This window comes from uncultured Succinivibrio sp. (assembly GCF_902756765.1).
Lineage (GTDB): Bacteria > Pseudomonadota > Gammaproteobacteria > Enterobacterales > Succinivibrionaceae > Succinivibrio.
On record NZ_CACVSS010000013.1, the window covers coordinates 1 to 25017 of the forward strand.

The 25017-nt window shown below is 42.6% G+C and carries 23 protein-coding genes; 21 read left to right on the plus strand and 2 right to left on the minus strand.

The genetic code is table 11. The features are described from left to right. Positions 1-390 precede the first annotated feature (390 nt). Positions 391-1137, minus strand: a complete 747-nt coding sequence (locus QZU45_RS03175) for a M15 family metallopeptidase (protein WP_206735579.1) — start codon at positions 1135-1137, stop codon at positions 391-393. Between the two features lie 296 nt (positions 1138-1433). Between QZU45_RS03175 and typA the strand changes: the two genes are divergently transcribed. The 16 genes from typA (at position 1434) to QZU45_RS03255 (ending at position 18178) form a co-directional block, all read left to right on the plus strand. Further along, a complete protein-coding gene (typA, locus tag QZU45_RS03180; RefSeq protein WP_295351514.1) occupies positions 1434-3272 on the plus strand; it encodes a translational GTPase TypA in 1839 nt (612 codons plus the stop codon). Between the two features lie 202 nt (positions 3273-3474). Next, on the plus strand, positions 3475-4572 hold the full coding sequence (gene glnL / locus QZU45_RS03185; RefSeq protein WP_295351517.1) for a nitrogen regulation protein NR(II): 1098 nt from the start codon (positions 3475-3477) through the stop codon (positions 4570-4572). A 2-nt stretch (positions 4573-4574) separates the two neighbouring features. Next, positions 4575-6011 carry a sigma 54-interacting transcriptional regulator gene (locus QZU45_RS03190; RefSeq protein ID WP_295351520.1) on the plus strand — a complete coding sequence of 479 codons (1437 nt, stop codon included), beginning with the start codon at positions 4575-4577 and terminating at the stop codon, positions 6009-6011. Positions 6012-6302: 291 nt separating this feature from the next. After that, complete coding sequence (locus QZU45_RS03195) at positions 6303-6434, plus strand: hypothetical protein (protein WP_295351522.1); 132 nt, start codon at positions 6303-6305, stop codon at positions 6432-6434. Positions 6435-6515: 81 nt separating this feature from the next. Continuing rightward, positions 6516-7367, plus strand: a complete 852-nt coding sequence (locus tag QZU45_RS03200; protein WP_295351525.1) for a MetQ/NlpA family ABC transporter substrate-binding protein — start codon at positions 6516-6518, stop codon at positions 7365-7367. A gap of 34 nt (positions 7368-7401) precedes the next feature. Then, a complete protein-coding gene (locus tag QZU45_RS03205; protein WP_295351528.1) occupies positions 7402-8412 on the plus strand; it encodes an ATP-binding cassette domain-containing protein in 1011 nt (336 codons plus the stop codon). Between the two features lie 81 nt (positions 8413-8493). Beyond that, positions 8494-9093 carry a methionine ABC transporter permease gene (locus tag QZU45_RS03210; protein WP_295351589.1) on the plus strand — a complete coding sequence of 200 codons (600 nt, stop codon included), beginning with the start codon at positions 8494-8496 and terminating at the stop codon, positions 9091-9093. 21 nt (positions 9094-9114) lie between these two features. After that, on the plus strand, positions 9115-10275 hold the full coding sequence (locus tag QZU45_RS03215; RefSeq protein ID WP_295351531.1) for an aminotransferase class I/II-fold pyridoxal phosphate-dependent enzyme: 1161 nt from the start codon (positions 9115-9117) through the stop codon (positions 10273-10275). 304 nt (positions 10276-10579) lie between these two features. Beyond that, entirely contained in the window at positions 10580-11101 is a 522-nt protein-coding gene (locus QZU45_RS03220) for a 2-oxoacid:acceptor oxidoreductase family protein (protein WP_295351534.1), read from the plus strand. Then, complete coding sequence (locus tag QZU45_RS03225) at positions 11102-11389, plus strand: 4Fe-4S binding protein (RefSeq protein ID WP_295351536.1); 288 nt, start codon at positions 11102-11104, stop codon at positions 11387-11389. Then, positions 11389-12546 (plus strand): pyruvate ferredoxin oxidoreductase, encoded by a 1158-nt coding sequence (porA, locus tag QZU45_RS03230; RefSeq protein ID WP_295351539.1) that lies wholly within the window; start codon positions 11389-11391, stop codon positions 12544-12546. Before QZU45_RS03225 ends, porA begins: the two co-directional genes overlap by 1 nt. A 2-nt stretch (positions 12547-12548) precedes the next feature. Further along, on the plus strand, positions 12549-13445 hold the full coding sequence (locus QZU45_RS03235) for a thiamine pyrophosphate-dependent enzyme (RefSeq protein ID WP_074841579.1): 897 nt from the start codon (positions 12549-12551) through the stop codon (positions 13443-13445). A gap of 24 nt (positions 13446-13469) precedes the next feature. Beyond that, positions 13470-14807 carry an AMP-binding protein gene (locus QZU45_RS03240; protein WP_074841578.1) on the plus strand — a complete coding sequence of 446 codons (1338 nt, stop codon included), beginning with the start codon at positions 13470-13472 and terminating at the stop codon, positions 14805-14807. A 407-nt stretch (positions 14808-15214) separates the two neighbouring features. After that, the gene (locus QZU45_RS03245; protein ID WP_295351542.1) at positions 15215-16072 is read left to right on the plus strand and encodes a class I SAM-dependent methyltransferase; all 858 of its coding nucleotides are present in this window, start codon (positions 15215-15217) and stop codon (positions 16070-16072) included. 26 nt (positions 16073-16098) lie between these two features. Continuing rightward, positions 16099-17256, plus strand: coding sequence for a PLP-dependent aspartate aminotransferase family protein (locus QZU45_RS03250; protein ID WP_295351545.1), 1158 nt, complete (start codon positions 16099-16101; stop codon positions 17254-17256). 10 nt (positions 17257-17266) lie between these two features. Continuing rightward, on the plus strand, positions 17267-18178 hold the full coding sequence (locus tag QZU45_RS03255; protein WP_295351548.1) for a PLP-dependent cysteine synthase family protein: 912 nt from the start codon (positions 17267-17269) through the stop codon (positions 18176-18178). Between the two features lie 101 nt (positions 18179-18279). Here QZU45_RS03255 and QZU45_RS03260 read toward each other — a convergent pair whose 3' ends face one another. Further along, the gene (locus tag QZU45_RS03260; protein ID WP_295351552.1) at positions 18280-19617 is read right to left on the minus strand and encodes an MATE family efflux transporter; all 1338 of its coding nucleotides are present in this window, start codon (positions 19615-19617) and stop codon (positions 18280-18282) included. Between the two features lie 628 nt (positions 19618-20245). Between QZU45_RS03260 and QZU45_RS03265 the strand changes: the two genes are divergently transcribed. The 5 genes from QZU45_RS03265 to spoT all read left to right on the plus strand — a co-directional run bounded on the left by QZU45_RS03265 (position 20246) and on the right by spoT (position 25004). After that, positions 20246-20854: a DUF3334 family protein gene (locus QZU45_RS03265; protein WP_074838518.1), complete on the plus strand. Its 609-nt coding sequence runs from the start codon at positions 20246-20248 to the stop codon at positions 20852-20854. 20 nt (positions 20855-20874) lie between these two features. After that, positions 20875-21510: a ribosome biogenesis GTP-binding protein YihA/YsxC gene (gene yihA / locus QZU45_RS03270; RefSeq protein WP_074838515.1), complete on the plus strand. Its 636-nt coding sequence runs from the start codon at positions 20875-20877 to the stop codon at positions 21508-21510. A gap of 7 nt (positions 21511-21517) precedes the next feature. Next, positions 21518-22141 (plus strand): guanylate kinase, encoded by a 624-nt coding sequence (gene gmk / locus QZU45_RS03275; RefSeq protein WP_074838513.1) that lies wholly within the window; start codon positions 21518-21520, stop codon positions 22139-22141. 397 nt (positions 22142-22538) lie between these two features. After that, positions 22539-22823: a DNA-directed RNA polymerase subunit omega gene (rpoZ, locus tag QZU45_RS03280; RefSeq protein WP_074838511.1), complete on the plus strand. Its 285-nt coding sequence runs from the start codon at positions 22539-22541 to the stop codon at positions 22821-22823. A 12-nt stretch (positions 22824-22835) separates the two neighbouring features. Beyond that, a complete protein-coding gene (spoT, locus tag QZU45_RS03285; protein WP_295351557.1) occupies positions 22836-25004 on the plus strand; it encodes a bifunctional GTP diphosphokinase/guanosine-3',5'-bis pyrophosphate 3'-pyrophosphohydrolase in 2169 nt (722 codons plus the stop codon). Positions 25005-25017 lie beyond the last annotated feature (13 nt).

The following is a 25017-nucleotide window of genomic DNA, read 5'->3' on the forward strand; positions in this document are numbered from 1 at the left end:
ATTTGATTTCAACATTGTTTAAAGTCTGTGAAGAAACGGCACCGGTAAAAACAAGGCATAACGCTGCCGCCAGATTTAATAGGATTTTTCTTATTCCTGTCATAAACATCTCTTACTGATTCCCATAAGGAAGTAAAAATAAAAAGATGGGTGCGGTAATGTTTTGTGTACTCATTATGTTCTGAAAGGAATTGTTATTAGAATAAATTCCGCACCCACGTAAAGTTTGTGCGGGTATTATGAGGGCAAAAAAAATGGCCTTACACGTAAGGGGGTCATTTTTTGTCAGAATCCCGGATAACCGTTTGATTTATATGTATTAAAAAAAAATTTTGAGTACATGTCAATGAGCTCGACATGCACATAAAAGAGAAGAATTAATAGAAAGAATTACTTCATGATTTCTTTTTCGAAATGACAGAAATCCTTTAGAGTCTTCCACTCTCCGCCCCAGGTAAAGCCATGAGAGATGAAGAGTTTGTAGGCAAGATCTTCCTTATCAATCTTGAACAGAAAGTCCTCGTCACGTTCACAGTATTCACCTGAATTCTTCGGCTGCACAAACAGCGAACCATCCTTTTTCAGCTTGCAGTAAGGATTGGTACGAGGATTTAAATCAACCGCAAGACCGCGTGCATGATATGAAAGGAAGTCAGATCCGGTAATAAAACGGAACACAAAACAGGAGGTGTTATTGGCTCCCATCTGAATTTCATCATCCGCATCAAAATCATCAGCAAGAAGGATATGCTCAATGGCGTATTTGTTCTTGTAAAGAATAAAGAAAATCTCTCTGAGATCTTCTGCGATCGCTCTATTGCAGACCATCTCACCAAGTCTTACCTTGTTCTCATGATCCACATGCAGCAATCTTAGATAACGCAGATCTTCCCTTTTTATAAAAGGATTATCCTGATAGGTGTTACCCTGCATTCTCTTCCATACATCATCGGGAATTTCACTGAGAGTAAAAAAGCTGTTCTCCCCATAGGTATCAAGCATCTTCTCCTCAATAACCTCACCACCTTTAATGCTGCTGAGATCAAGAGTCTTAGCCTCACCGGCGAATGCAGAACAGCACAAGGCAAAGGCCCCAAATACAGCAAAAAAGATTTTTCTCAGGGAAAAACAAGACATAAATACTCCTCCACTACTATATAAGAGTATACATAGAAAAAACAAAGCGCTTTTTTTTAATAATTCTCTTTATTCCTTGCCTAGAAAAGTCAGACAGACTCTTGTGTATAATACTGTTTCCAAACTGTCACGCAAAGCTTATTCAGCCATTGGATGCGATATAAATGCCTTTTTACTGATAATTTTTTTTAATCTTTTTCTAAGAAAATGTTACATAGGTCAAAAATGGTATACAATAGCGCATATTTTTTTTCTAAAGACTCAAAGTCAGAGTTATTTATCTCGGGGTTTACCACATGGATGTTCAGAAGATCCGTAACATTGCTATTATTGCTCATGTTGATCACGGAAAAACAACACTAGTTGATAAATTACTGCGCCAGTCAGGAACTCTTGACCGTAACGAAATCGGTCAGGAACGTATCATGGACTCAAATGATATCGAAAAAGAGCGTGGTATTACTATTCTTTCAAAAAATACTGCTATCAACTGGAAAGATTACCGCATTAATATCGTTGATACCCCAGGCCACGCTGATTTCGGTGGTGAAGTAGAACGTGTTATGTCTATGGTTGACTCAGTACTGCTGCTTGTAGATGCAGTAGACGGCCCAATGCCACAGACACGCTTCGTAACTCAGAAGGCTTTCGCTGCAGGTTTAAAGCCAATTGTTGTTATCAACAAGTGTGACCGTGAAGGCGCAAGACCAGACTGGGTTATAGATCAGATTTTCGATCTGTTCGACAATCTTGGCGCAACAGATGAGCAGCTGGATTTCCCAGTAGTTTATGCTTCAGCTTTCCAGGGATGGGCATCCTTGGAACTTGATAATCACGGCGACAACATGGAGCCACTGTTCCAGGCTATCGTTGACAAGGTAAGCCCTCCAGATGCTGATCTTGAAGGTCCATTCCAGATGCAGATCTCTTCACTTGATTTCACCTCATACGTAGGTGTTATCGGTGTTGGCCGTGTTAAGCGCGGTGTAGCCAAGGCAAATCAGGCAGTAACCATCATTGACCGTGACGGCAATACCCGTACCGGCAAGATTGGTCAGGTTCTGGGCTACCTAGGTCTTCACAGAACACAGGTTGAAAGTGCAGAGGCTGGTGACATTATTGCAGTTACCGGTTTAGGCGAGCTGAAGATTTCAGATACCATCTGTGACAATTCAGCTGTTGAAGCTCTGCCAGCCTTATCAGTTGATGAGCCTACAGTTTCCATGAACTTCTGCGTTAACACCTCTCCATTTGCAGGTCGTGAAGGTAAGTTCATTACTTCAAGAAACATTGAAGAAAGATTACGTGAAGAGCTGGTTCACAACGTTGCTCTGCGTGTTGAAGCTACAGAAGATACCGACCGATTCAAGGTATCAGGCCGTGGTGAGCTGCACCTGTCTGTTCTGATCGAAGAGATGCGTCGTGAAGGCTACGAGCTGGCTGTATCCCGTCCAGAGGTTATTCTTCACAAGGAAGGCGGCAGAACTCTTGAGCCATATGAGATCCTGACACTGGATCTTCAGGAAGAGCACCAGGGTCCTGTTATGGAAGAGCTTGGTCTGCGTAAGGGCGAACTTAAGAACATGGTTCCAGACGGAAAGGGACGTGTTCGTCTTGATTACCGTATTCCAGCACGTGGTCTTATCGGGTACCAGTCTCTATATATGACTCTAACCTCAGGTACCGGTTTAATGTTCCACACCTTCGACAGCTACGATGAGTATGCAGGCGGCAGCATCGGCGAGAGACAGAATGGTGTTCTGATCTCAAATGATACCGGTAAGGCTGTTCCATATGCTCTATGGTTCCTGCAGGAGCGTGGCAGACTGTTTGTATCTCCAGGTGAAGAGATCTACGAGGGAGAGGTTATCGGCCTGCACGTTCGTTCAAACGATCTGACTGTTAACCCATTAAAGACCAAGAAGCTGACCAACGTTCGTGCAGCAGGTTCGGACGATAACATTATCCTGACCCCAGCTGTTAAGATGACTCTGGAGCAGGCTCTTGAGTTCATCAATGAGGACGAGCTGGTTGAGGTTACCCCTCAGAGCATCAGAATCCGTAAGAAGAATCTGTCTGAACTTGATCGTGTTCGTGCATTCAGAGCCGCTGGCGGTAAGAAAGCTGACGAATAAGACAAAAGTTTAGGATCATAAAGCCTGTCCCATTTTGGTGCAGGCTTTTTTATTACCAAAAATTCTAGGTAGATCAAGTTAATATCAGGTTTAACTGCTGTAAAGCGCAAAATAGTGCACTATTTTTGTGCTATTTTCGAATTTTGTGATAAAGTGTAAGAAAATATCACATGCACTATTATAGAACGTTATAGGCAATCTGATGTCCGAAATTGATAAGGCAAATGTATTAGAAAACCTGACAACGGCGGTAATGATCACGAACAAGGAAATGAATATCCTTTACGCGAATACCGCTGCTGAACAGCTGTGTGGAATATCGAGAAATCGTCTGCAGACACAGAAGCTGTCCGATCTGGTGGATAGAGAAGAAATCACGCTGATAGATACGCTGAATAATCCTGATTTCAATATCAATTTCCAAGGTTTCTCCGCCGCCGATGTGCGTTTTTCTCCTTATCCTGGCAAATCCTCCAAAGCCGACCTTACCATCTTCCAGTATACATACAATAATTTTGACGGATTCATAGTTGAGATTCACCCTATTGCCCATCAGGAAAAACTTATCAACCAGGCTCAGCAGAATCTTCAGTACAATGCTGCCCGTGACCTTATTCGCAACCTGGCACACGAAATCAAGAATCCTTTGGGAGGCATCAGAGGCGCAGCTCAGCTTATTGAGATGACATATGCTGATAAGGTTGAGAATCTTAGGGAATATACCAAGGTTATTATTGAACAGACTGACCGTCTCAAGGTACTGGTCAACAACCTGTTAGGACCTCAGCGACCAAATCCACTTACCGAGGTCAATATACACTACCTGATTGAGAAGGTTATTAAACTTGTACAGATGCAGGATAACTGCAAGCGAATCAGAATTGAGCGTGACTACGATCCTTCCCTGCCAGAACTCGCTTTAGACTCTGACTCCATTGAGCAGGTAATCCTCAACATTGTAAACAACGCTATTGATGCGCTGGATAATGAGGTCTTTACTGATCCTTTCATTAAGATTAGAACCCGTGCTAGCTTCAGAACCATCATCAGAGAAACAAAATACCCTCTATGCATGGTGATCTCAATCATCAACAACGGACCACAGATTAGTGAACAATTAAAAAAGACTCTGTTTTATCCAATGGTAACCACCAAGCCTAACGGGAACGGACTGGGATTATCTTTGGCTCTAAACATAATCGAACGCCATAATGGAACCATCGAGTGTCTGTCAGATGCTCACGAAACAACTTTTAAAATAATTTTACCAATCAAAACAGAAAATCACGGAGAATACTGATAATGAATCCAATGATTTGGGTAATAGACGATGATGCAAGCATTCGTTTTGTTTTCGATAAAGCATTAGATGTTAACAGCATTAATCACCGTTTATTTGAGAATGCAGAAGCAGCTCTTGAAGCAATCAAAAAGGAAACCCCTGATGTTATTGTCTCAGACATCAAAATGCCAGGTATCGACGGACTTGAGCTCATCAAAGCCGTTCACGAGGTAGACGAGAACATTCCATTCATTATCATGACTGCTCATTCCGACCTGTCTGCTGCAATTGATGCCTTCAATGAGGGCTCATTTGAATACCTGCCAAAGCCTTTTGATATCGATCAGGCAGTTGCAGTTATCAGAAGAGCTGCTGTTCACAGAGTTAACATGCTGCAGCTGGTTAGCCAGAGAAACCGCAATACTCTCATGAATGCTCCTGTTGAGCAGAAAGAGGAAAACGAGATTATCGGTAAATCACCTGCAATGCAGGAAGTCTTCAAGTTTATCGGCCGTGTTTCCAAGACTGATCTTCCTGTACTGATTCACGGTGAAATCGGGACCGGCAGAGGACAGGTTGCCAAGGCTCTGCACAACCACGGAGAGAGAACCTCCAAGAACTTTGTGTCTATCAATATCTCTTCCGTTCCACAGGAAATGGTTAAGTATGAGCTTTTTGGTGATTTGACCAAAGATCCTTCAAACTGTGCAATCGCCAAGGCCGAAGGCGGTACTCTATTCATCAGCGAAATCAACGATCTGCCAATGGACTGCCAGTCAAGACTGTTAAAGCTCCTGCAGACAGGCGAATACACCAACATCAACAGCACCACAGCAATCAAGTCAAACATAAGAGTTATAGCTTCAACCTCTCAGGATTTAGAGGCTAAGATTGCCAAAGGCACATTTAATTCTGATCTGTTCTACAGACTGAACATCATCAATATCAATATTCCGCCTCTAAGAGACAGAAATAATGATATTCCTCTGTTAACCAAGCACTTCCTGGCTCAGGCTGCAGCCGAGGGCCATACCGAGCCTAAAAAGCTGACCTCTGAGGTTCTTGTATTCCTGTGCCGTCTTCCATGGCCTGGCAATGTCCGTCAGCTAAAGAATCTGTGCAAGTACCTGACCATTATGGTTACCGGACGTGATATTCAGCTGGTTGATCTGCCATCAGAGTTCCTGCATGCCAACAGCAACCAGAACAAGAATACCTCAGGAGGAGCTGTTTCCAAAGAGAATCAGTCCTGGCAGGATATGCTCAGAAGCTGGGTGGATGCAAAGCTTAAGGCAGGTGAAAGAGATATTCTTAATGAGGCTGTGCCTGAGTTTGAAAAGGTTATGCTTGAGGCTACCCTGACCTTTACCGGCAACCACAAGCAGGAATCAGCCAAGCTTTTAGGCTGGGGTAGAAATACTCTGACCAGAAAGATTAAGGAACTGAACCTTAAATAAGCTCAAAGCATTTCATAGTAATGTTTTTTTTAAGTGCAGGTCTGCAGATGCAAACCTGCATTTTTCTTATATAAAGAAAAAAATTTCCCCGTATTTCCTGTCTTTTAAGCTGTTTAGTCTTAATTATTTTTCCTTATTTTCAATAAGTTATTCTTTTATTAGTTAAAAACTATAACTGATAATTAAAAATTAGTATTAGCCAAAAAAATCATTACAGATAACAATAGTCCCATCGAAAGATAACCAACAATAAAAACAGAAATCCTCTAAATAGAAAATTTAAGGAATATTATGAAAAATAATCAGTTATACCATCAGCTAGAAGCTGTCTTCAAGGAAGAAGCAGTCTTTGTTTCTGACCTTAGAATTACCTTCAACAAATACTCTGACGTCACCTCTGACTGTATGTGTATGTGCATGTAGCACAACCGGCAACAGTAAATTTCAAATAGTTAAATTAAGTTTTTTTTCGCAGTTCCATGTGTAACTGTCAGGAGTTTTATCATGTCAAAATTTTCAAAGAAGAATATATTACTAACTGTTTTTTCAGCATTTTTAGCCTTTTCTCTAACCGCCTGCAACGATGACAGCAACAAGTCAGCCAAGGCAGATACTGTTCCTGAGCACATCAAAATCGGTGTGGTACCAGGACCATACAAAGATCTGCTAAAGAATCATCTGACCAAGGTGGTTGAGAGCAGAGGACATAAGCTTGATTTCGTGGAATTCTCAGACTGGGTTCAGCCTGATTCCGCTCTGGATGCAGGAGAAATCGACGCCAATCTGTTCCAGCATTCAATCTACCTGAAGGCAATTGTAGAAAACCAGGGGCTAAAGCTTGATGAGGTTATCAATGTACCAACCTTAGGCCTGTTCGCCTTCTCAGATAAGGTTAAATCTCTGGATGACCTGAAAGACGGAGCTTTGGTTGCCCTGCCAAATGATGCGGTAAACCTCTCCCGCGCGCTGAGATTCGCCCGCGATGCCGGTATTATCACTCTCAAAGCTGATAAGGATGATCTCAAGGCCTCAATAGCTGATATCGACCAGAATCCTAAACACCTGAACTTTGTACCAATGGAAGCAGCTCAGCTACCTCGTTCTCTGGATTCAACCGATCTGGCCCTGGTACCAGGCAACTATGCCTATGAAGCAAAACTCCCATTTGACAAGGCCCTTGCCAAGGAGAAGGTTTCAGAGCCAATCAAACTGGTGGTTACCGTACAGAGCGACCGTGTAAATACAGTTGGAGCCTTCTTAAAGGATGCAGTTGCAAGCAGAGAGTTCACCTCATCAGTGAATGCAGATCCTCTATACAGAGATTTTGCTAAACCACAGTGGTGGCCTGCAAACTGATAAGAATAAATATAACCTTTATCGGAAATAAAAAATGATTAGATTTGAAAACCTAAGTGTTAAGTTCAGAAATGCAGATACAGAATACACAGCTGTTGATAAAGTGAACCTAACCATCAACAAAGGCGAATTCTTTGGAATAGTAGGCGCCTCTGGAGCAGGTAAGTCAACACTGGTTCGCACAGTAAATCTGCTACAGAAACCAACCTCAGGTAATGTGTATATCAAGGGGAAGAACATCGTAAACTACAGTGGCGAAAAGCTGCGTAGCCTAAGACAGAATATCGGCATGATCTTTCAGCATTTCAACCTGATATCCAATGCCACTGTCTATGACAACATAGCATTTGCCCTTAAGGCTTCTAAAACTCCCGCAAAGGACATTCAGAAAAGAGTACCTGAACTTCTAGAGCTGGTAGGCCTTGCAGATAAGGCGGATTTATATCCGCCATCATTATCAGGCGGTCAGAAACAGCGTGTGGCAATAGCCCGCGCTCTGGCTAACAATCCGGAGATCCTTCTATGTGATGAGGCAACTTCAGCCCTCGATCCTGACAATACCAAGGAAGTGATACAGACACTGCGCAACATTAAGAATCACTATCCTATAACCATTCTGTTTATCACCCATCAGATGGAGGTTGCAAAATCTCTGTTTGACAGAATTGCTGTAATGGAAAAGGGACGTCTTGCTGAGGTTGCTCCTTCCTATACCCTCTTTGCAACACCTCAGTCAGAGGCTGCTAAAGCTCTTATCAGCAGCGATTACAGAAAAGCGGTACCAAAGAAGGTATTAGAACAGGAAAAAGACCTCTACATGATTACCTATAAAGAGCAGGGAGCCTTTGATCCGGTAATCTCAGATGTTTCCAGAAAATTCCTGAAAACAGATGTATCGATTATCGAAGGCAACATTGAGTATGTGCAGGATAAGCCAATCGGCAGACTTCTTATATCCCTGAGATCAAAGGATGATAAGGACAGGGAAGAGGTAATCAGCTACCTTAAGCAGAAAACCTTTATAACCAGATTGAATGCGGAGTAATAAATGAACAGCGAACTAATAGAATCAACAATAAATATTCTGCAGAATGAATTTGTGAAATCCATCTATGAAACTGCTCTGATGATTGGAATTTCATTTTCACTGAGTCTGATTTTCGGTCTGACTTTAGGTTTTATTCTGTATCTGACCTCTGGTAAAACCTTTTTTGAAAAAACCATAAGTCTTAATAAGACGGTATCAGCATTTATCAATATCATCCGCTCCATACCATTTATTATTCTGGTGGTTTTCTCTCTGCCTTTAACCTTTATTCTTGTCGGCACCAAAATAGGACCTATAGCAGCTTCAGTACCACTTTCTATTGCAGCTATAGTATTCTTTGCAAGACTGGTTGAAAGTGCCTTAAAAGAGGTTGATGCAGGAGTCATAGAGGCTGCAATAGCCACCGGCGCCTCACATTTTCTAATCATAAAGAATGTGCTTCTGGTTGAAGCGGCACCAGCAATTGTAAGAGGTATTACCATTACCTTCATCAATCTAATCGGCTGTTCAGCAATGGCCGGCATGGTTGGAGGCGGCGGCATCGGCAACCTGGCTATACAGTACGGCTACTACCGCTATGAAACCGGTGTTATGATTTTTACCATCGTGGTACTGGTTGTAATCGTACAGCTTGCCCAGTTAACCGGTGACAGAATTGCAAAACTGCTGACCCACTAAAAAAACAGAACAAGGATACTCATGATTACTCTAAGCGAAAGAACAAAATATTTTACTGATTCGGTCATCCGCCGTATGACCAGAATCTGTAACGGCTGCGGCGCAATCAATCTGTCTCAGGGCTTTCCTGACAATCCGCCGCCATTTGAAATGACCAAGAGTCTTTCAGAGATTGCTCTTTCAGGTCCTCATCAGTATTCCATTACCTTCGGTGCACAGGATACCAGAGAGGCGCTCAGCGCTAAAATTGAGCACTTCTCAGGTATCCGCTACAATCCTGATACCGAACTGTGTATTACCTGCGGCGGTACCGAAGCCATGATGAGTGCCGTCATGGCTACCTTAAATCCAGGAGATAAGATAGCCATATTCTCTCCTTTCTACGAGAACTACGGTGCTGATGCCATTCTCTGCGGTGCAGAACCAATCTATGTACCGCTTCATACGCCGGATTTCTCTTTTGACGAGAAGGAGCTTGAAAAAGCTTTCGCACAGGGAGCCAAAGCACTGATCCTCTGTAACCCTTCAAACCCAAGCGGCAAAGTCTTTACCCGAGAAGAGCTTTTAACCATCGCTACTCTTGTTGAAAAATACAATGCCTTTGTAATTACCGATGAGGTTTATGAGCACATTATCTTTGAGCCTTACCAGCATACCTACTTTGCCTCTTTAGATGGAATGAGAGAGAGAACCATTATGTGCAACTCCCTCTCTAAAACCTACTCCATTACAGGCTGGAGATTAGGTTATGTTGCAGCGCCTCCTGAGGTTATGGACAGAATCCGCAAGGTACATGACTTTTTAACTGTTGGTGCAGCAGCCCCTCTGCAGAAGGCTATTATTCAGGGACTGAAACTCCCTGATTCCTACTATCAGGATGTAAGAGCGCTCTTTACCCACAGAAAGAATCTTTTCTGTGGTGGACTAAAAAAACTTAATCTTAATTTCTATGAGCCTCAGGGAACCTATTTTGTTCTGGTGGATATCAGCTCCTTTGGCTATCATGATGACTATGAATTCTGCCTTGATCTGGCAAACAAGATTAAAGTTGGAGCAGTACCAGGATCTTCTTTCTTCAAGGAAAAGGAAAACCGCTATATAAGACTGCACTTTGCCAAATCCGATGAGGTCTTAAACAGTGCACTGAAGAATCTTGAGAACATATTTGCACTGAAAAAATAGTTCAGGATTATAACCTGTTAGCATTTTGTTTTATACAAGTTTTCACATACCTCGTTCAGAACTCCTTATTTTTCAATAAATAAGGAGTTTTTTTTTAACTTTCCTTTTCTATATAAAAAATAGTTATAACTGATAATAAAAATATAGTATTAGACAGATTTTTTCCTTTCTATAAAATCATAGCCATAAGATAACAGTATGAATTACTGAATAAATAAAGAGTTTATTCAGAAGTTATAACCACATAAAGAATAATAATAGATAGTTATATTCAGTTATAGCTATTAACTGTAAGGTTAGAAACATGTACGAGATTTTATGGCATGGACGAGGCGGACAGGGGGCTTTTACAGCAGCAAAACTGCTATCTGCAGCCTGGACCTTCAAGGACGAGGAAAACAAGGCCTTAGCCTTTCCATCCTTCGGTCCGGAAAGACGAGGTGCTCCGGTCAGAGCCTTTTCAAGACTGGGAACCGGCTCAATAGGTGACCGTTCTCAGATCCGAAAGGCAGACTACGTTGTATTCCTTGATGACACTCTCTTTGATGAGCATGCCTATGAGGAGCTAAAGGATGGCGGAAAAATCATTCTGTGCACAGCAAACACAGTAGAGGATGACCGAATTATCTGCATTGACGGTCAGAAAATTGCGCTTGAACTCCTAAAAAGGCCAATCACCAACACTGTGGTCCTTGGTGCATTATTGAGAGTATTTAATGCCATAAAGCTAGAAGATCTCGAGCCTGCAGTAAACAAACTCATGTCACCTAAAATCGCCCCTTTAAACCTTGAGGCGATTAAAAAGGCTTATGAGGAGGTTGTCTAAATGCTCCGTGACGTAAATGCAAAGGAGTTTACCTCCCTAAAAAATATACCATTTGCTCCGGCCTACAAGCACACACTGGTTAGTATTAACAGCGGATTCAGGACAGAAAAACCAGTATGTGACAGAGAAAAATGCAACGGCTGCTTCCTCTGCTACCTGTACTGCCCTGATGGCGTAATCAGGAAGGAAGGAGAGAGCGTAAGCATAGATTACGACTACTGCAAGGGCTGCGGAATCTGTCAGAAGATCTGCCGCAAGAACGCAATACATATGGAGAAGGAAAAATAATGACCAAGGAGTTTCTCTCAGGTAATGAAGCATTTGCTTATGGAGTAAAGCTCTCAAAGCCTCATGTTATCTCTGCCTATCCAATTACACCGCAGACTACGGTGGTTGAGAAACTTGCAACCCTGGTGGAGCGCGGCGAACTGAAAGCGGATTTCATCCATGTTGAGTCAGAGCATTCAGCCCTGTCTGCCGCCATCGGCGCAAGTGCTGTAGGAGCAAGAACCTTTACAGCAACTTCCTCACAGGGTCTGCTGTATATGGCTGAATGCCTTCCTTATGCAGCCGGCGGAAGATTTCCGATTGTCATGATGAATGCCAATCGCTCAACTGCCCTGCCATGGAATATTTACGGGGATCAGAGAGATTCTCTGACACTCTTGGATTCAGGCTGGATTCAGTCCTATGCCAAGGATGCCCAGGAAGCTTTGGATCTGGCTCTAATGAGTTTTTATATTGCAGAGGATAAAAGGGTTGCAACCCCTGTAATGGTAAACCTTGATGGCTTTACTCTGACTCATACCTATGAGGCTGTTGAAGTTCCATCAGATGAACAGGCGGAGGGATTTCTTCCAGATTATGAAACAGATAACAAGCTCTCACTTGAAGAACCAAAGAACATGGCCTTCACTGCAGGACCAGACACCAATACAGAGTTTAAGTATAAGGAACATCTGGGCGTACTTGCAGCAGGAGATGTCATTACTGAGTGTGAAAGACGTTTTGAGCAGTTCTTCAAACGACAGTACACCGGACTTATTGAAGAGTACCGTACAGAGGACTCTGAATACATAGTTGTCACCCTGGGAACACTTTACAAGAGTGTCTGCGAATGTGTGGATAAGCTAAGAGCACAGGGACAGAAGGTCGGTTGTCTGAGACTGAGATATTTAAGACCATTCCCTCACGTACAGCTGACTGCTGCTCTAAAGGGAGCAAAGGCAGCAGGAGTTTTAGAGAAGGATATCTCCTTTGGCAATGAGGGCACAGTTTATACCAATGTCTGCTCCTCACTGCAGCATCAGGGACTAAGCCTTCCATGCTCAAACTATATTGCAGGTCTTGGCGGTCGAGATGTACCGCTAAGTGATATCGAGGAGATCTTCGGTGATCTTAAAAAAGAACAGTCAGGTGTCCGTTTTGTAGGACTTGAGGAATAACCATGAGCGTAAATGTAAATACTCTAAGAGAGGATGAATTCTTCTTCGGCCACAAGGCCTGTGCCGGCTGCGGTGGTGCGCTGGCAGTAAGAATCGCGCTCAAGGTTATAGGACCAAACGCCATTGCGACGATTCCTGCAGGCTGTATGTCAGCTGTAGGCTTTAACTTTCCGCAGCTGTGCTTTAAGAACAATGCCATCATTTCCACCTTTGCAGGAACAGCTTCAATGATGACTGGAATTGAGGCTGGACTTAAGGCCCTTGGCAAGAAGGATTACAAGGTGGTTGGGTTTGCTGGTGACGGCGGTACTGCAGATATCGGTATTCAGGCACTGTCTGGTGCCATCGACCGTAACGATGATGTGCTTTACATCTGCTATGACAATGAAGCTTATATGAATACAGGTATTCAGAAAAGCTCACTGACTCCTTTCGGTGCCAGAACAACAACTACACCGGCAGGAAGAAATATTAAAGGAAATCAGAAGGTTAAGAAAAATATGTTTGAGATTGTGGCAGCACACGGCATCAGCTACTGCGCCACTGCAAGCATCGGCTACCTTCAGGATTTTATGAACAAGGTGGAAAAGGCAGCTTCGATTAAAGGAACAACCTACATTCATGTACTGGCTCCATGTCCTACCGGCTGGGGAATCAGAACCGACGAGTGTGTAGAAGTTGCCAAGGAAGTGGTGGACTGCGGTCTGTGGTATCTGGCCGAATATGAAAACGGTACCTACAGACTGAACAGAAGGCCACGCGAATTTACAGATGTTGCTCATTATATCAAGCGTCAGGAACGCTTCCGTCACTTAAGCGACACTGAGATTAAAGAGATTATCTTCCAGAGAGATGCTAAATGGCAGCTTCTGGATAAACAGTACTTTTCAAAAAATTAACGATTAAACAAGAGGATACTAAAAATGCCTATTAACGATAGCAAATACTGGAACGAGGCTCTGGAAACCATTTCACGTCAGGATCTCGAGAAACAGCAGTTAATCGATCTCAAGAAGATCGTCAAATACGCCTACGAGAACTCTCCTTACTACAAGAGAGCTTTCGACAAGGCAGGTGTTAAACCAGAGGATATCGTAACCTTAAAGGATATCGAGAAGTTCCCATTCATGGACAAAAAGACCCAGCGCGATACTCAGGGCAAAGGCTCATTCCTGGGTGAGCTGTGTGCCGTACCAGAGAATGATGTGGTCTTTATCTCAACATCTTCAGGTTCAACCGGTGTGCCAACCATCTCTCCTTTCACCCAGAAGGATTTTGATGAATTTCAGGAAACCGAGGCCCGCTGGTTCTGGCAGGTGGGTGTAAGACCAAATGATCGCTATGTACATGCTCTGAATTTCTCTCTATATGTAGGCGGTCCTGATGTTATCGGTGCCCAGAAAACCGGAGCCCTGTGCATCTGGGGCGGTACCCTGCCTTCAGAGAGACTGCTTTGGGTGCTGCAGAACTATAAGCCAACCGTAATCTGGACCTCTCCTTCATATGCTTGGCAGTTAGGTGAGAAAGCCTTAAAGAACGGTATTGATCCTAAGAAGGATTTAAACATCAAGAAGATTATTGTCGCAGGTGAGCTTGGCGGTTCAATCAATGAAACCCGCAAGGCAATCGAGGAGCTTTGGGGGGCTGAGGTTTACGACTTCTATGGTCTGTCCGATATTTTCGGAGCCTGTGCTGCAATGTGTGAGTACAAGGACGGTCTGCACATCGCTGAGAATCATATTCTGGTGGAAACAGTTGATCCTCAGACAGGTGAAGTACTGCCTCCAGGTTCAAAGGGTGAGTTCGTATTCACCACACTGCGCAAGCATGCTCGTCCTCTAATACGCTTCAGAACAGGTGATATCGGCTGGATTGATACCTCTGTCTGCAAGTGCGGCAGAACTCATGGACGAATCCATGTTCTAGGACGTAAGGACGATATGTTCATCGTGAGTGCCGTTAACGTCTTCCCTTCAGATGTTGAGGCAGGAATCAGAAGTATTCCTGGTCTTACCGGTGAATACCGAATCAGAATCTATGATCAGGATTACACCTGCAAGTACGCTGTTGAGGTGGAGAAGAAGGCCGAGAACGATCAGGACGATGCTGAGGTAATCAGTACTGTGGCCAACACTCTTAAAGCCAGAATCGGTGTAAAACCAGCAAGCGTAGTGGTTCACAAGGATGGTGGTCTGAATACCCGTTCTGAACATAAATCAAAGCGTGTTATCGACGAGCGTGAACATAAGCTGGCTTCATAATTGAGTTCAGTAATTCCGGGCATCAGCCACTATCTGATGCCCTTTATGGAGATTAAATTCACCAAAATAGTGAAAATTCACAATATTAAGCGCAAATTACCTTGATAATAAGTTTTTTTTCAAAAAGTACTTTATTTATTTTTTTGGCTGTTGTATAAATAAAGGAACAAAGGGAATATTTTACTATGACAAATTTACATTTACATAGCACATTAAAGAGCACAGATTCAAATCTGCGTGCCTCTACCTTTGTTTTCTCTTCAAAGAACCTATCTTTATACTGTTGTTGCTGTTGTTGTTAATAAATACAGCTAATACAGGCAGATACCTTATTTAATCAAGTTACGTCAAAGCAGAAAGCTTTGATTACTTCAAAAAAAAATCAACACAGAAAGTGGGATTGAAAAATGACAGCTTATCAGGGCAGCGTTACAGCCAGAATTTGCGCATGGGCAAGAGCTTACTATTCAAAAAGTGAAAATCATCCTAGTTTTAATGATTATCTTGCAGAGAAAATCATTGAGGATGACAGAAGATTACTTCTGAATCTGATTCTAAAAAAACGCAGGCAGCAGCAGGGAGTTTTCAAAAAGCAGGTAATTGATCTGATCCTTCCGATTCCTGTTTCTAGAAGTATCTTTGCTGAGCGCGAATTTCTTGAATTTAAAAAGATAAATCCAAATGCCCAGTATCTGATTCTAGGCGCAGGTCTTGATACCTTTGCCTGGAGATCCGACTCTGAGAAGGTCAGTTTCTTCGAGGTTGACCACCCATTCTTTCAGACCATCAAAAAACAGAGAATCAACACCCTGAAACTTGGTAACAGAGCCGTATTTGTTCCTGTTGATTTCAAAACTGATTCTCTTGAACAGAAACTTCTTGAAGCCGGTTTTGACAAGAGCAGACCAACCTTTGTAACCATAATGGGTGTGTCCTACTACCTTAACTTTGAAACCTTCCTATCCACCATGAGAGATATCCTAAAGCTCTCTGACAGACTGACTGTACTCTTTGATTTTTATGAAGAGAAAAACATCTCTGATGCAGACAGCCGCTTTGAGGAACTGAGAAATCTCACAAGTCTGCTTGGAGAACCAATGAGTGATGGCTACAAGGCTAACAATGTAATAAGCGCACTTGAAGGACTGGGATTTGAAGTTGAGCACAAAACTCCGCAGGAGATTAAGGAGAAGTTTATTACTGGCCATATTCAGAATCTTAAGGGATACAGCAACATTCACTTTATAAAAGCATCAAAGAACTAACAAACAGAGAAACAAGGAAATTAACCATGAAACACTATTCACATATTGAAACCTCATTTATTCACGGCGGCATCAGTACAGACGAATATACCGGAGCGGTGAATGTTCCAATCTACCAGACTTCAACCTATGCACAGAAAAACATAGGAACTGATGTTAAGTGGGAATACTCCAGAACCGGTAATCCAACCCGTGCAGCCTTAGAGAGTCTTATAGCAGAACTTGAAGGCGGAGATGCAGGCTTTGCCTTCGGATCAGGTATGGCAGCCCTTACAGCCGTAATCTCCCTTTTTAAGAGCGGAGATAAAATCCTGATTTCATCCAATGTATACGGTGGCACCTACAGAGTTTTAGACAAAATCTTCTCTAACTTCGGAATCACCTATCAGATAACCGATACCACTGACTTAAAGGCTTTTGAGGAGGCTATCACTCCAGAGGTTAAGGCTGTGATTATAGAAACTCCTGCCAACCCTCTACTAACCATTACTGATTTGCAGGCTATTGCTCAGATTGCCCACCGACACTCTCTCAAGGCTATTGCCGACAACACCTTTATGACTCCTTATCTGCAAAGACCTTTAGAACACGGCTTTGATATCGTAGTGCACAGTGCAACCAAGTACATAGGCGGACATTCTGATGTGGTTGCAGGTCTGGTGGTAACCAAAGAGCCTGAAGATTCACAGAAAATTGCCTTTATTCAGAATGCTACCGGCGGTGTTGCAGGACCATTTGACTCTTTCCTGATGATCCGCGGTATCAAGACACTGGCGGTACGTATGGACCGCCATGCACAGAATGCTCAGGATATTGCCGAGTATCTGCAGCTGCACAATGGAGTAAAAACAGTTTACTACCCAGGTCTTGCAGGCTTTAAGGGACACGAGATCCACAAAAAGCAGGCTAAAAACGGCGGAGCCATGATTTCCTTTGAGCTGACAGAGGAGTATGACATTAAAAAGTTCTTCCCAAGGCTGAAGCTCATCACCCTTGCCGAAAGCCTTGGCGGTGTTGAGTCATTAGTATGCCATCCAGCCTCAATGACACACGCCTCAATTCCAAGAGAGCTTAGACTCAAGCTTGGCATTACCGATAATCTCATCAGACTTTCAGTAGGTATTGAGAACGCCTCTGATCTGATCTCTGATTTGAAACAGGCCATAGACAGCAGCAGAATTTAGGGAGGGAAAAATGTTTTATTACAATTCAATCAAAGATCTTATCGGCAATACTCCACTGGTTAAGCTTAATGAAGTAGTAGACAGTGACAGTGTAAATCTTTTTGCAAAGCTTGAACTGTTCAATCCTGGCGGCTCAGTCAAGGATCGTACCGGTACCTACATGATTGAGGAGATGGAAAGACAGAATCTGCTAAAAAAGGGAGGCACCATCATTGAAGCAACAGCCGGCAACACCGGACTAGGTATAGCCATGGCAGCGCTGAACAAAGGCTACAGAATTATCTTTGTGGTACCTGAAAAGTTCTCCGAGGAAAAACAGATTCTGATGAAAGCACTGGGTGCTGAGATTATAAGTTCCCCTCGTGAGGAAGGTATGCTTGGAGCAGGTAGAAGAGCCGAGGCATTAAGAGCTGAAATTCCGGATTCCGTAACTTTAAATCAGTTTGGCAATATGGCTAATCCAAGGGCTCACTATGAGACCACAGGACCTGAAATCTATAGGGCTTTAGATGGTCAGATCGATTATGTGGTAGCAGGAGCAGGCTCTGGTGGAACCTACAGCGGCGTTCTGAAATATTTAAAGGAACAGAATCCTAACATAAAGGGAATTCTTGCAGATCCATATGGTTCCACCATGGGTGGTGGAGATCACCATGACTACAACATTGAAGGAATCGGCAATGATTTCATCGCTGACACCATGGATATAAAACTTGTGGATGATGTCATCAAAATCTCCGATGATGATGCCTTTGAAGCCTCAAGACTTCTGGCAAGAAAGGAAGGAATATTTGCAGGTTCATCCTCAGGAGCAGCTCTAAGCGCCTCTCTAAAGCTCATAAAGAAAGGTGTAAAGGGAAATATTGTTACCATTTTCCCTGATCGCGGCGACAGATATTTCTCCAAGAAATTATATGGTTAGCATTTAATTTTCTTGTTCATGGTTTGGCTGGAAATGTCATGAAAAGGATGTTCTTTCCATGATTAAAGTTTCCAGCCTTTTTTTTGTGGATTTCTATGATATTAGCTGTTTAAGCCATACTTCACGCTGCACTTCTTCATGCAGAACCAGGTTAGAAGCAAGGAACTTATTTCAGCCACCACAATAGCCAGCCAGATACCGTTGGCACCAATCAGTATAGGCAGCACGATAATCGCACCGATTTCAAAGATAAAGGTTCTGAAAATTGATATCACAGCAGATACCATACCGTTGTTTAATGCAGTAAAGAAAGCAGACCCGAAAATGGCGATACCGCTGAACAGAAAGGATACCGCATACAGCTTTAAGGCATGTGATGTCAGGTAGCAAAGCTCCTCATCATAGCCCACAAAAATCTGAGCCAGAAGATCAGAGAAAACTTCTGATACCAGAACAATAACCGCCCCTCCGATTAGAACCAGCTTTAAAGCTCTTATAAGAATCTTCTTAAGCATCACCTTTCTACGGGCTCCGAAGTTATAACTGAAGATCGGAGCACTGCCGGTGGCAAAGCCGTAGAAAGCAGCGGTAAACAGAAAGCTTAGGTACATGATGACGCCGAATGCAGCCACTCCGTTATCACCATAGGCTTTGATAAGCTGGAAGTTATAAACGATAGTAACTACACTTACCGTTATATTGGTAATCATCTCTGACATTCCGTTAAAACAGGAACGGGTTAAAACCTTAAAATCAAACTCCGGATTCTTTGACAGAGACAGTAGAGAATCGTTCTTCCCTGAAAAATAAATCAGAGCCACTGTGACACTTATAACCTGAGATAGTACAGTGGCAATAGCAGCCCCCTTGAGTCCCATTTCGAAGACAATAATAAACAGCGGATCCAGAACTATATTGAGCATTCCGCCTAAAAGCGTGATACAGAAACCAAGCTTTGGCTTTTCTGCTGTTACAAAGAACCCCTGTAGTGTAAATGACAGGATAAAGAATGGTGTAGACAGAAACAGGTAGTCTGCATAAAGGGTTGCATAGTAAAGAAGCTCGCCCTGAGCTCCAAGCATTCTGGACAGGTCCTCTGAAAAGCAGAAACAGACAATTCCGAAGATAGAACCTATACCCAGCATGGAATAGATAAACATGGAGAAATAGGAGTTGGCCTTTTTCCGATCACCTTCTCCAAGACAGATTCCAACCAGGGCATTTCCACCGGATCCAATCATAAGACCAATTGCTGCGGCAATAGGAAACAGAGGATATATAAGATTAACCGCAGCAAAAGGAACCTTTCCCACAAAGTTGGAAACAAAGAAGCCGTCCACCATGGTGTAAATGGAAGTAAATACCATCATGGCAACTGCCGGGAACGTAAAGACTATAAGTTTGTGACAATCAAAGTTATCAGATAAACGTATTCGCATAGAAAGCTCTCTTGAGCTCTCAAAAAGAACTTATTGCAGTCCCGTATATACGCTGTGACGAAGTGACAAAACACCTAGAGCAGCCTAACGACAACTCTGACAGGATGAAAATCCGCGGAGGTTTTATCTGAGAAATTTTTTGAGTTTATAGAGTGACAGTTAATGCACTTTATAATCGGACTTAATGAGTTCTTTTTGAAAACTTCTTGTTTTGAAAAAAATTTCTAACCTACTTATAAGGCTAGCTACCGAATTAGTACTTATCAAAATTAATCAGCAAGGAAGATGAAGACTTTCTCACGTTCATAATTTTGAGGATGAAAAAGATCACAGAGTAAAGATTTTTGCTTGGAAAAAAATTAAACATCTCCTTGTTGATTAATGTCAGGCAGATTTTTTTTATCTTTTCCGTCTGTTCTAAGGAGAACGAACTGTTAAGAGTAACAGAAATTTTGAACTGTTTCTCATAATAAATTAATTTTTTCTTTATATATCGCTTTGATTATAAAGATAATTACTTATTTAAAGATTAGATTAATCCAATTTAAGCCGAAATTAGTGATCACCATACTACATTTATTCAAATCGTAACCTAAACTTAAAAGCAGACACTTGTTATGGAGGGTGTATGGCTAAAAAACCAAAGATTATTGGCAGCAACGATATTATGTTATCTCTATGCCAGAGTGTTGCTTCTGTTTTAACTTCAGCAACTGGTAAAAAAACAGCTTTCGTGCCACTGATTCAGAAGATTTCAAAAACAGTTCTGACTCCAGATATCGGTACCTTTGTGATGTTTACCGGTTCCTTCTCAGGTATGGTGGTAATTAATTTCCCAAAGGAAACCGCAATGGAGCTGTACAAGTCTTATCTTGGCAACATGGGTCTTCCTGAATCTGAAATGGCAAAGAACTATACTCAGGACGAGGTAAGCAACTCCCTTGGCGAATTAATGAACCAGATGATAGGTGATTTTACACGTCAGGTTAGTGATGAATTGCATATTAGGATCGACCAATCACAGCCAAAAATGTTAGTATTACCACGTGAAGTTCAGATTAACATTTCTGTTGACCTGGATAATCCAATTTTCGGTAAGGTAACCTTCAATACAGAATCAGGAAATGTATTCTATGTTGAACTTGCCATGGATGATACTACATTTACTGCTATTCGTGATTTTGAGACAAAAAACACTGAATCCCCAGATGATATTTTGGAGCAGTATAAAGTTTAACGAGATTTAGATATTTATACATGACAGATACTATCAAAAAAGCTGTCTTAGATTTTAGAAAAACCAAATTTGTAACCAGCGCACCAGATATTTCGAAGCTACCGGAGGATCTGGGCGCTGAAATTGCTATTATTGGTAGATCTAATTCAGGCAAATCCTCTTCAATCAACGCAATTTGCGATCAGAAAAATCTAGCCAAAACCAGTAGAACCCCAGGACGTACAAGACTTATCAACCTGTTCTCTGTAGCAGATAAGCGCTATCTTGTTGATCTTCCTGGATACGGCTATGCACAGGTTCCTGAAAACATGAAAAGACAGTGGCAGAAATCCATGACCGATTATCTGCAGCAGAGAAAATGTCTCTGCGGTCTTGTGGTGACCATGGATATCAGAACCCCGCTTAGAGATCATGACCGTATGATTATCGACTGGTCAATCGCCTCCAATCTGCCTGCCCTTATTCTTCTTACCAAGGCAGACAAGTTCGGCGTCAACAAGCGCAAGGAAATGGTCGGAGAAGTCAGAACCGCACTGTCAGAGTTTGGCGGAAACTTTAAGATCATTGCCTTCTCAGCCCTAAAGAAAATCGGTATTGATGAAACCAGAGAAGTATTAAGAAACTGGTTCGAGCTTACACATACAGACGAAGAATAATAGAACTATGAAAAAAGGAACCCTATATATCGTATCTGCCCCATCAGGAGCAGGTAAATCATCCCTGATTGCTTCAATTTTAAAGAGATTCAATCTTGATGACTCTCTGAGACTTTCTGTATCTCACACCACCCGTCAGCCACGACCTGGTGAGGTTGATCATGTAAGCTACCATTTTGTAACCAACGAGGAATTTGAAGCTCTGATTGCCCGTGGAGCCTTCTATGAGTATGCTCATGTGTTTGATCACTACTACGGCACCTCAAAAGAGATTGTTGAACAGTGGCTTAATGAAGGGAAGGATGTGCTGTTGGACATCGACTGGCAGGGAGCAAGACAGATCCGTGAGCAGACACCTGATGCAAAGGGAATCTTCATTGTGCCTCCTTCACTAGAAGAGCTTAACCGCAGACTGGTAACCCGTGCTACTGATGCTCCTGAGGTTATTGAAAAGAGAATGAACAAGGCTATGGGTGAAATTTCTCATTATGATGAGTACGACTATGTCATCGTTAATGATGATTTCGAAGAGAGCGTTCTCAACATGAGATCAATTATTCTGGCCAACAGATCAAAGCTGGATAAGAAGAAAGAAGAAATATCAGAACTTTTTGATCTGAACAAAAACTAATTTGATTGAATTGGGATTTTTTAGTGTATAATGGCACCTGCTTTGTCACTGGTAAAAGCAGGTCTTGTCTTCTAAGCTCCAAAAAACTAAGAAAAAGATCTCAATAACATATTGAGACCGAGTTTTTTTTCACTTTAAAAGACATAGTTATGCTGTTTCTTCAGTTTTTATTTTTGTCTTTACCAGAGATCATTAATCATCACCTGCACAGTGCAGAAATGAGAATTAACGATCACTAAGCAGCATAAGCCTGTCTAATATATTGTATTAGGCGGTTTATCGGTATAGAATTTCGATATGAGATATTTAAGGAACTTCATAAAGGAAGTTCTGCAATCTGTCTTCATATGAAAAAAAACAGTAAAGACAGATTTTAATCTTTTTAAAGGTACAGATTATGGCAAGAGTTACCGTTGAAGACGCTGTAAAGAAAGTTGGAAACCGTTTTGACCTGATTCTTCTTGCAGCTCGCCGTGCACGTCAGATTGCTTCAGGAAGCAATCCACTTGTAGAAGAAGATAAGGATAAGCCTACAGTTATAGCTCTACGTGAGATCGAAGAAGGCTTAATTACAAAAGAATTCTTAGACAAGCAGGATAGAAAAGACCACCTACGTGATTCTTCTATTCACCCAGCTGATAACGAATTTGCTCCAATTGATGGCGTAGAGATGTTTAGCTAATCGGAGCACTCTATGGGGGAAGATAAAAGCTTTATTCCTAAATGTGAAGGCATCTCTCCATTAGATCAAGCCTTATCTTCTCCTAACTTTCCTTATTATGAGCATCTGAGAGCACAGCTCTGCTCATACCTTCCTCAAAACCTCATTGATCAGATTGACCGCTGTTTCTTTGTTGCTGATTTTGCCCATAAAGATCAGAAACGAGCCTCAGGCGAACCTTATATCATCCACCCAATTGCAGTAGCCACTGTAATTGCACAGCTGCATCTGGATGCCGATTCAATTGAAGCTGCCCTGCTACATGATGTTGTTGAAGATACCATGGTCACCGAGCAGATGATTGAGGAAGAATTCGGTTCCACCGTGCGGGCACTGGTTCAAGGTGTAACCAAACTGGATAAACTTCGCTTCCAGGACTACAAGGAAGCACAGATGGAAAACTTTAGAAAAATGATTCTGGCCATGACCAAGGACATCAGAGTTATTCTTCTAAAGCTTGCAGACCGAACCCACAACATGAGAACTCTGGGTGCGCTAAGACCTGACAAACGCATTAGAATTGCAAAGGAAACACTGGATGTGTTTGTGCCTATTGCCAACCGTCTGGGTATCTCCGAGATTCGTCAGGAACTTGAAGAGCTCTGCATGGCCTCCATCTATCCAACCAGATACAGAGTACTTAAGGCAGCGGTTACCAGAGCCAGAAACAACCGTAAAGAGGTTGTTTCAAGTATGCTTACAGCCATCCGCAACCGTCTTAAGGAATCAAACATCGAAGCTCGAGTCTTAGGCAGAGAAAAACGCCTGTACTCCATCTACCGTAAAATGGTTCAGAAAGAACTGCAGTTCAGTGAAATCATGGACGTATACGGCTTTAGAATCATTCTGAAAGATGTTGATACCTGCTATCGTGTACTCGGTCAGATGCACAACCTCTTCAAGCCACGCCCAAACGGCTTTAAGGATTACATTGCCATTCCTAAACTAAATGGCTATCAGTCACTGCATACCTCACTTATAGGTCCTCACGGTGTACCTATTGAGGTTCAGATCAGAACTGAATTCATGGATCAGATGGCTGCACGAGGTGTCGCCGCTCATTGGGCCTATAAGGAGAACGGTTCAAAATCAGTATCTACCGCCTCCCAGAAGAATGCACAGGACTGGATTAAGAATCTGATTGATCTGCAGCAGAGTGCAGGATCATCTCTCGAGTTCGTGGAGGATGTAAAGACCGACCTGTTCCCAGATTCAATCTTTGTATTTACCCCTGACGGCACTATCTACAATCTTCCTAAGGGGGCTACCCCTGTTGATTTTGCATATGCGCTGCATACAGATATCGGTCATCACTGTATCGGGGCCCGTGTAAATCATCATGTATTCCCGCTTTCAAGAAGTCTGCAGTCAGGTCAGTCAGTTGAGATTATTACCTCCTCCCAAGCCTGCCCTAACGCTATATGGCTGTCTACTGTTGTAACCTCCAGAGCCCGCTCCTCAATCCGTCAGTACCTGAAGGGTCTTCGCTCACAGGAATGTCAGCTGATTGGACGCAGACTGCTGCAGAACGCTCTAAGACCTACCAGAATCGAGTCACTAAGCGAAGAGCAGATCAAGAGCATTATCGAGAATTTCAACGAACCGGATCTTGAGACACTGTTTACCGATATTGCCATGGGTAATATTCTTACCGTGGCTGTGGTCAAGTTCCTCGATCCTGACTCTCACAAGCATCATGAGCTGCCTGTAAAGGGTACCGGCGGTCTGCCATTTACCTATGCGCAGTGCTGTATGCCAATTCCAGGCGACAAGATTATTGCTCATATTGCCCAGGGTAGAGGTATCGTTATCCACAATATTAACTGTAAGAATATCCGTGAGAATGAAAGAGGCCCTGGCAAGACACTGAATGTAAGCTGGAATCTGCCTGTAACTGCCAATATGGAATTCAAGACCAGCCTCTTTATTGAACTTGAAAACAGACAGGGTATTCTTTCAGAGATTTCCAATGCCATTGATATTGCCGGCGCCAGAATCGAGAGTATTAATTCAGATCTTAAGGATGAAAAGACCTTTATCATCAATCTAATCATCACAGTTCGTGACAGACAGCATCTTGCAGCTGTTCTGAGAAGAGTTAAAGCTGTTCCAAATGTGATCACTATCTATCGCAGACGATAGGATCATTTTATAT

Coding starts and splice junctions, on each gene's coding strand:
- QZU45_RS03265 (WP_074838518.1), top strand. CDS start 20,246: ATGGCTAAAAAACCAAAGATTATTGGCAGCAACGATATTATGTTATCT.
- QZU45_RS03205 (WP_295351528.1), top strand. CDS start 7,402: ATGATTAGATTTGAAAACCTAAGTGTTAAGTTCAGAAATGCAGATACA.
- yihA (WP_074838515.1), top strand. CDS start 20,875: ATGACAGATACTATCAAAAAAGCTGTCTTAGATTTTAGAAAAACCAAA.
- QZU45_RS03225 (WP_295351536.1), top strand. CDS start 11,102: ATGCTCCGTGACGTAAATGCAAAGGAGTTTACCTCCCTAAAAAATATA.
- QZU45_RS03175 (WP_206735579.1), bottom strand. CDS start 1,137: ATGTCTTGTTTTTCCCTGAGAAAAATCTTTTTTGCTGTATTTGGGGCC.
- QZU45_RS03260 (WP_295351552.1), bottom strand. CDS start 19,617: ATGCGAATACGTTTATCTGATAACTTTGATTGTCACAAACTTATAGTC.
- QZU45_RS03255 (WP_295351548.1), top strand. CDS start 17,267: ATGTTTTATTACAATTCAATCAAAGATCTTATCGGCAATACTCCACTG.
- QZU45_RS03210 (WP_295351589.1), top strand. CDS start 8,494: ATGATTGGAATTTCATTTTCACTGAGTCTGATTTTCGGTCTGACTTTA.
- QZU45_RS03250 (WP_295351545.1), top strand. CDS start 16,099: ATGAAACACTATTCACATATTGAAACCTCATTTATTCACGGCGGCATC.
- QZU45_RS03195 (WP_295351522.1), top strand. CDS start 6,303: ATGAAAAATAATCAGTTATACCATCAGCTAGAAGCTGTCTTCAAGGAA.
- QZU45_RS03220 (WP_295351534.1), top strand. CDS start 10,580: ATGTACGAGATTTTATGGCATGGACGAGGCGGACAGGGGGCTTTTACA.
- rpoZ (WP_074838511.1), top strand. CDS start 22,539: ATGGCAAGAGTTACCGTTGAAGACGCTGTAAAGAAAGTTGGAAACCGT.
- QZU45_RS03215 (WP_295351531.1), top strand. CDS start 9,115: ATGATTACTCTAAGCGAAAGAACAAAATATTTTACTGATTCGGTCATC.
- glnL (WP_295351517.1), top strand. CDS start 3,475: ATGTCCGAAATTGATAAGGCAAATGTATTAGAAAACCTGACAACGGCG.
- QZU45_RS03200 (WP_295351525.1), top strand. CDS start 6,516: ATGTCAAAATTTTCAAAGAAGAATATATTACTAACTGTTTTTTCAGCA.
- QZU45_RS03235 (WP_074841579.1), top strand. CDS start 12,549: ATGAGCGTAAATGTAAATACTCTAAGAGAGGATGAATTCTTCTTCGGC.
- spoT (WP_295351557.1), top strand. CDS start 22,836: ATGGGGGAAGATAAAAGCTTTATTCCTAAATGTGAAGGCATCTCTCCA.
- QZU45_RS03190 (WP_295351520.1), top strand. CDS start 4,575: ATGAATCCAATGATTTGGGTAATAGACGATGATGCAAGCATTCGTTTT.
- QZU45_RS03245 (WP_295351542.1), top strand. CDS start 15,215: ATGACAGCTTATCAGGGCAGCGTTACAGCCAGAATTTGCGCATGGGCA.
- typA (WP_295351514.1), top strand. CDS start 1,434: ATGGATGTTCAGAAGATCCGTAACATTGCTATTATTGCTCATGTTGAT.
- porA (WP_295351539.1), top strand. CDS start 11,389: ATGACCAAGGAGTTTCTCTCAGGTAATGAAGCATTTGCTTATGGAGTA.
- gmk (WP_074838513.1), top strand. CDS start 21,518: ATGAAAAAAGGAACCCTATATATCGTATCTGCCCCATCAGGAGCAGGT.
- QZU45_RS03240 (WP_074841578.1), top strand. CDS start 13,470: ATGCCTATTAACGATAGCAAATACTGGAACGAGGCTCTGGAAACCATT.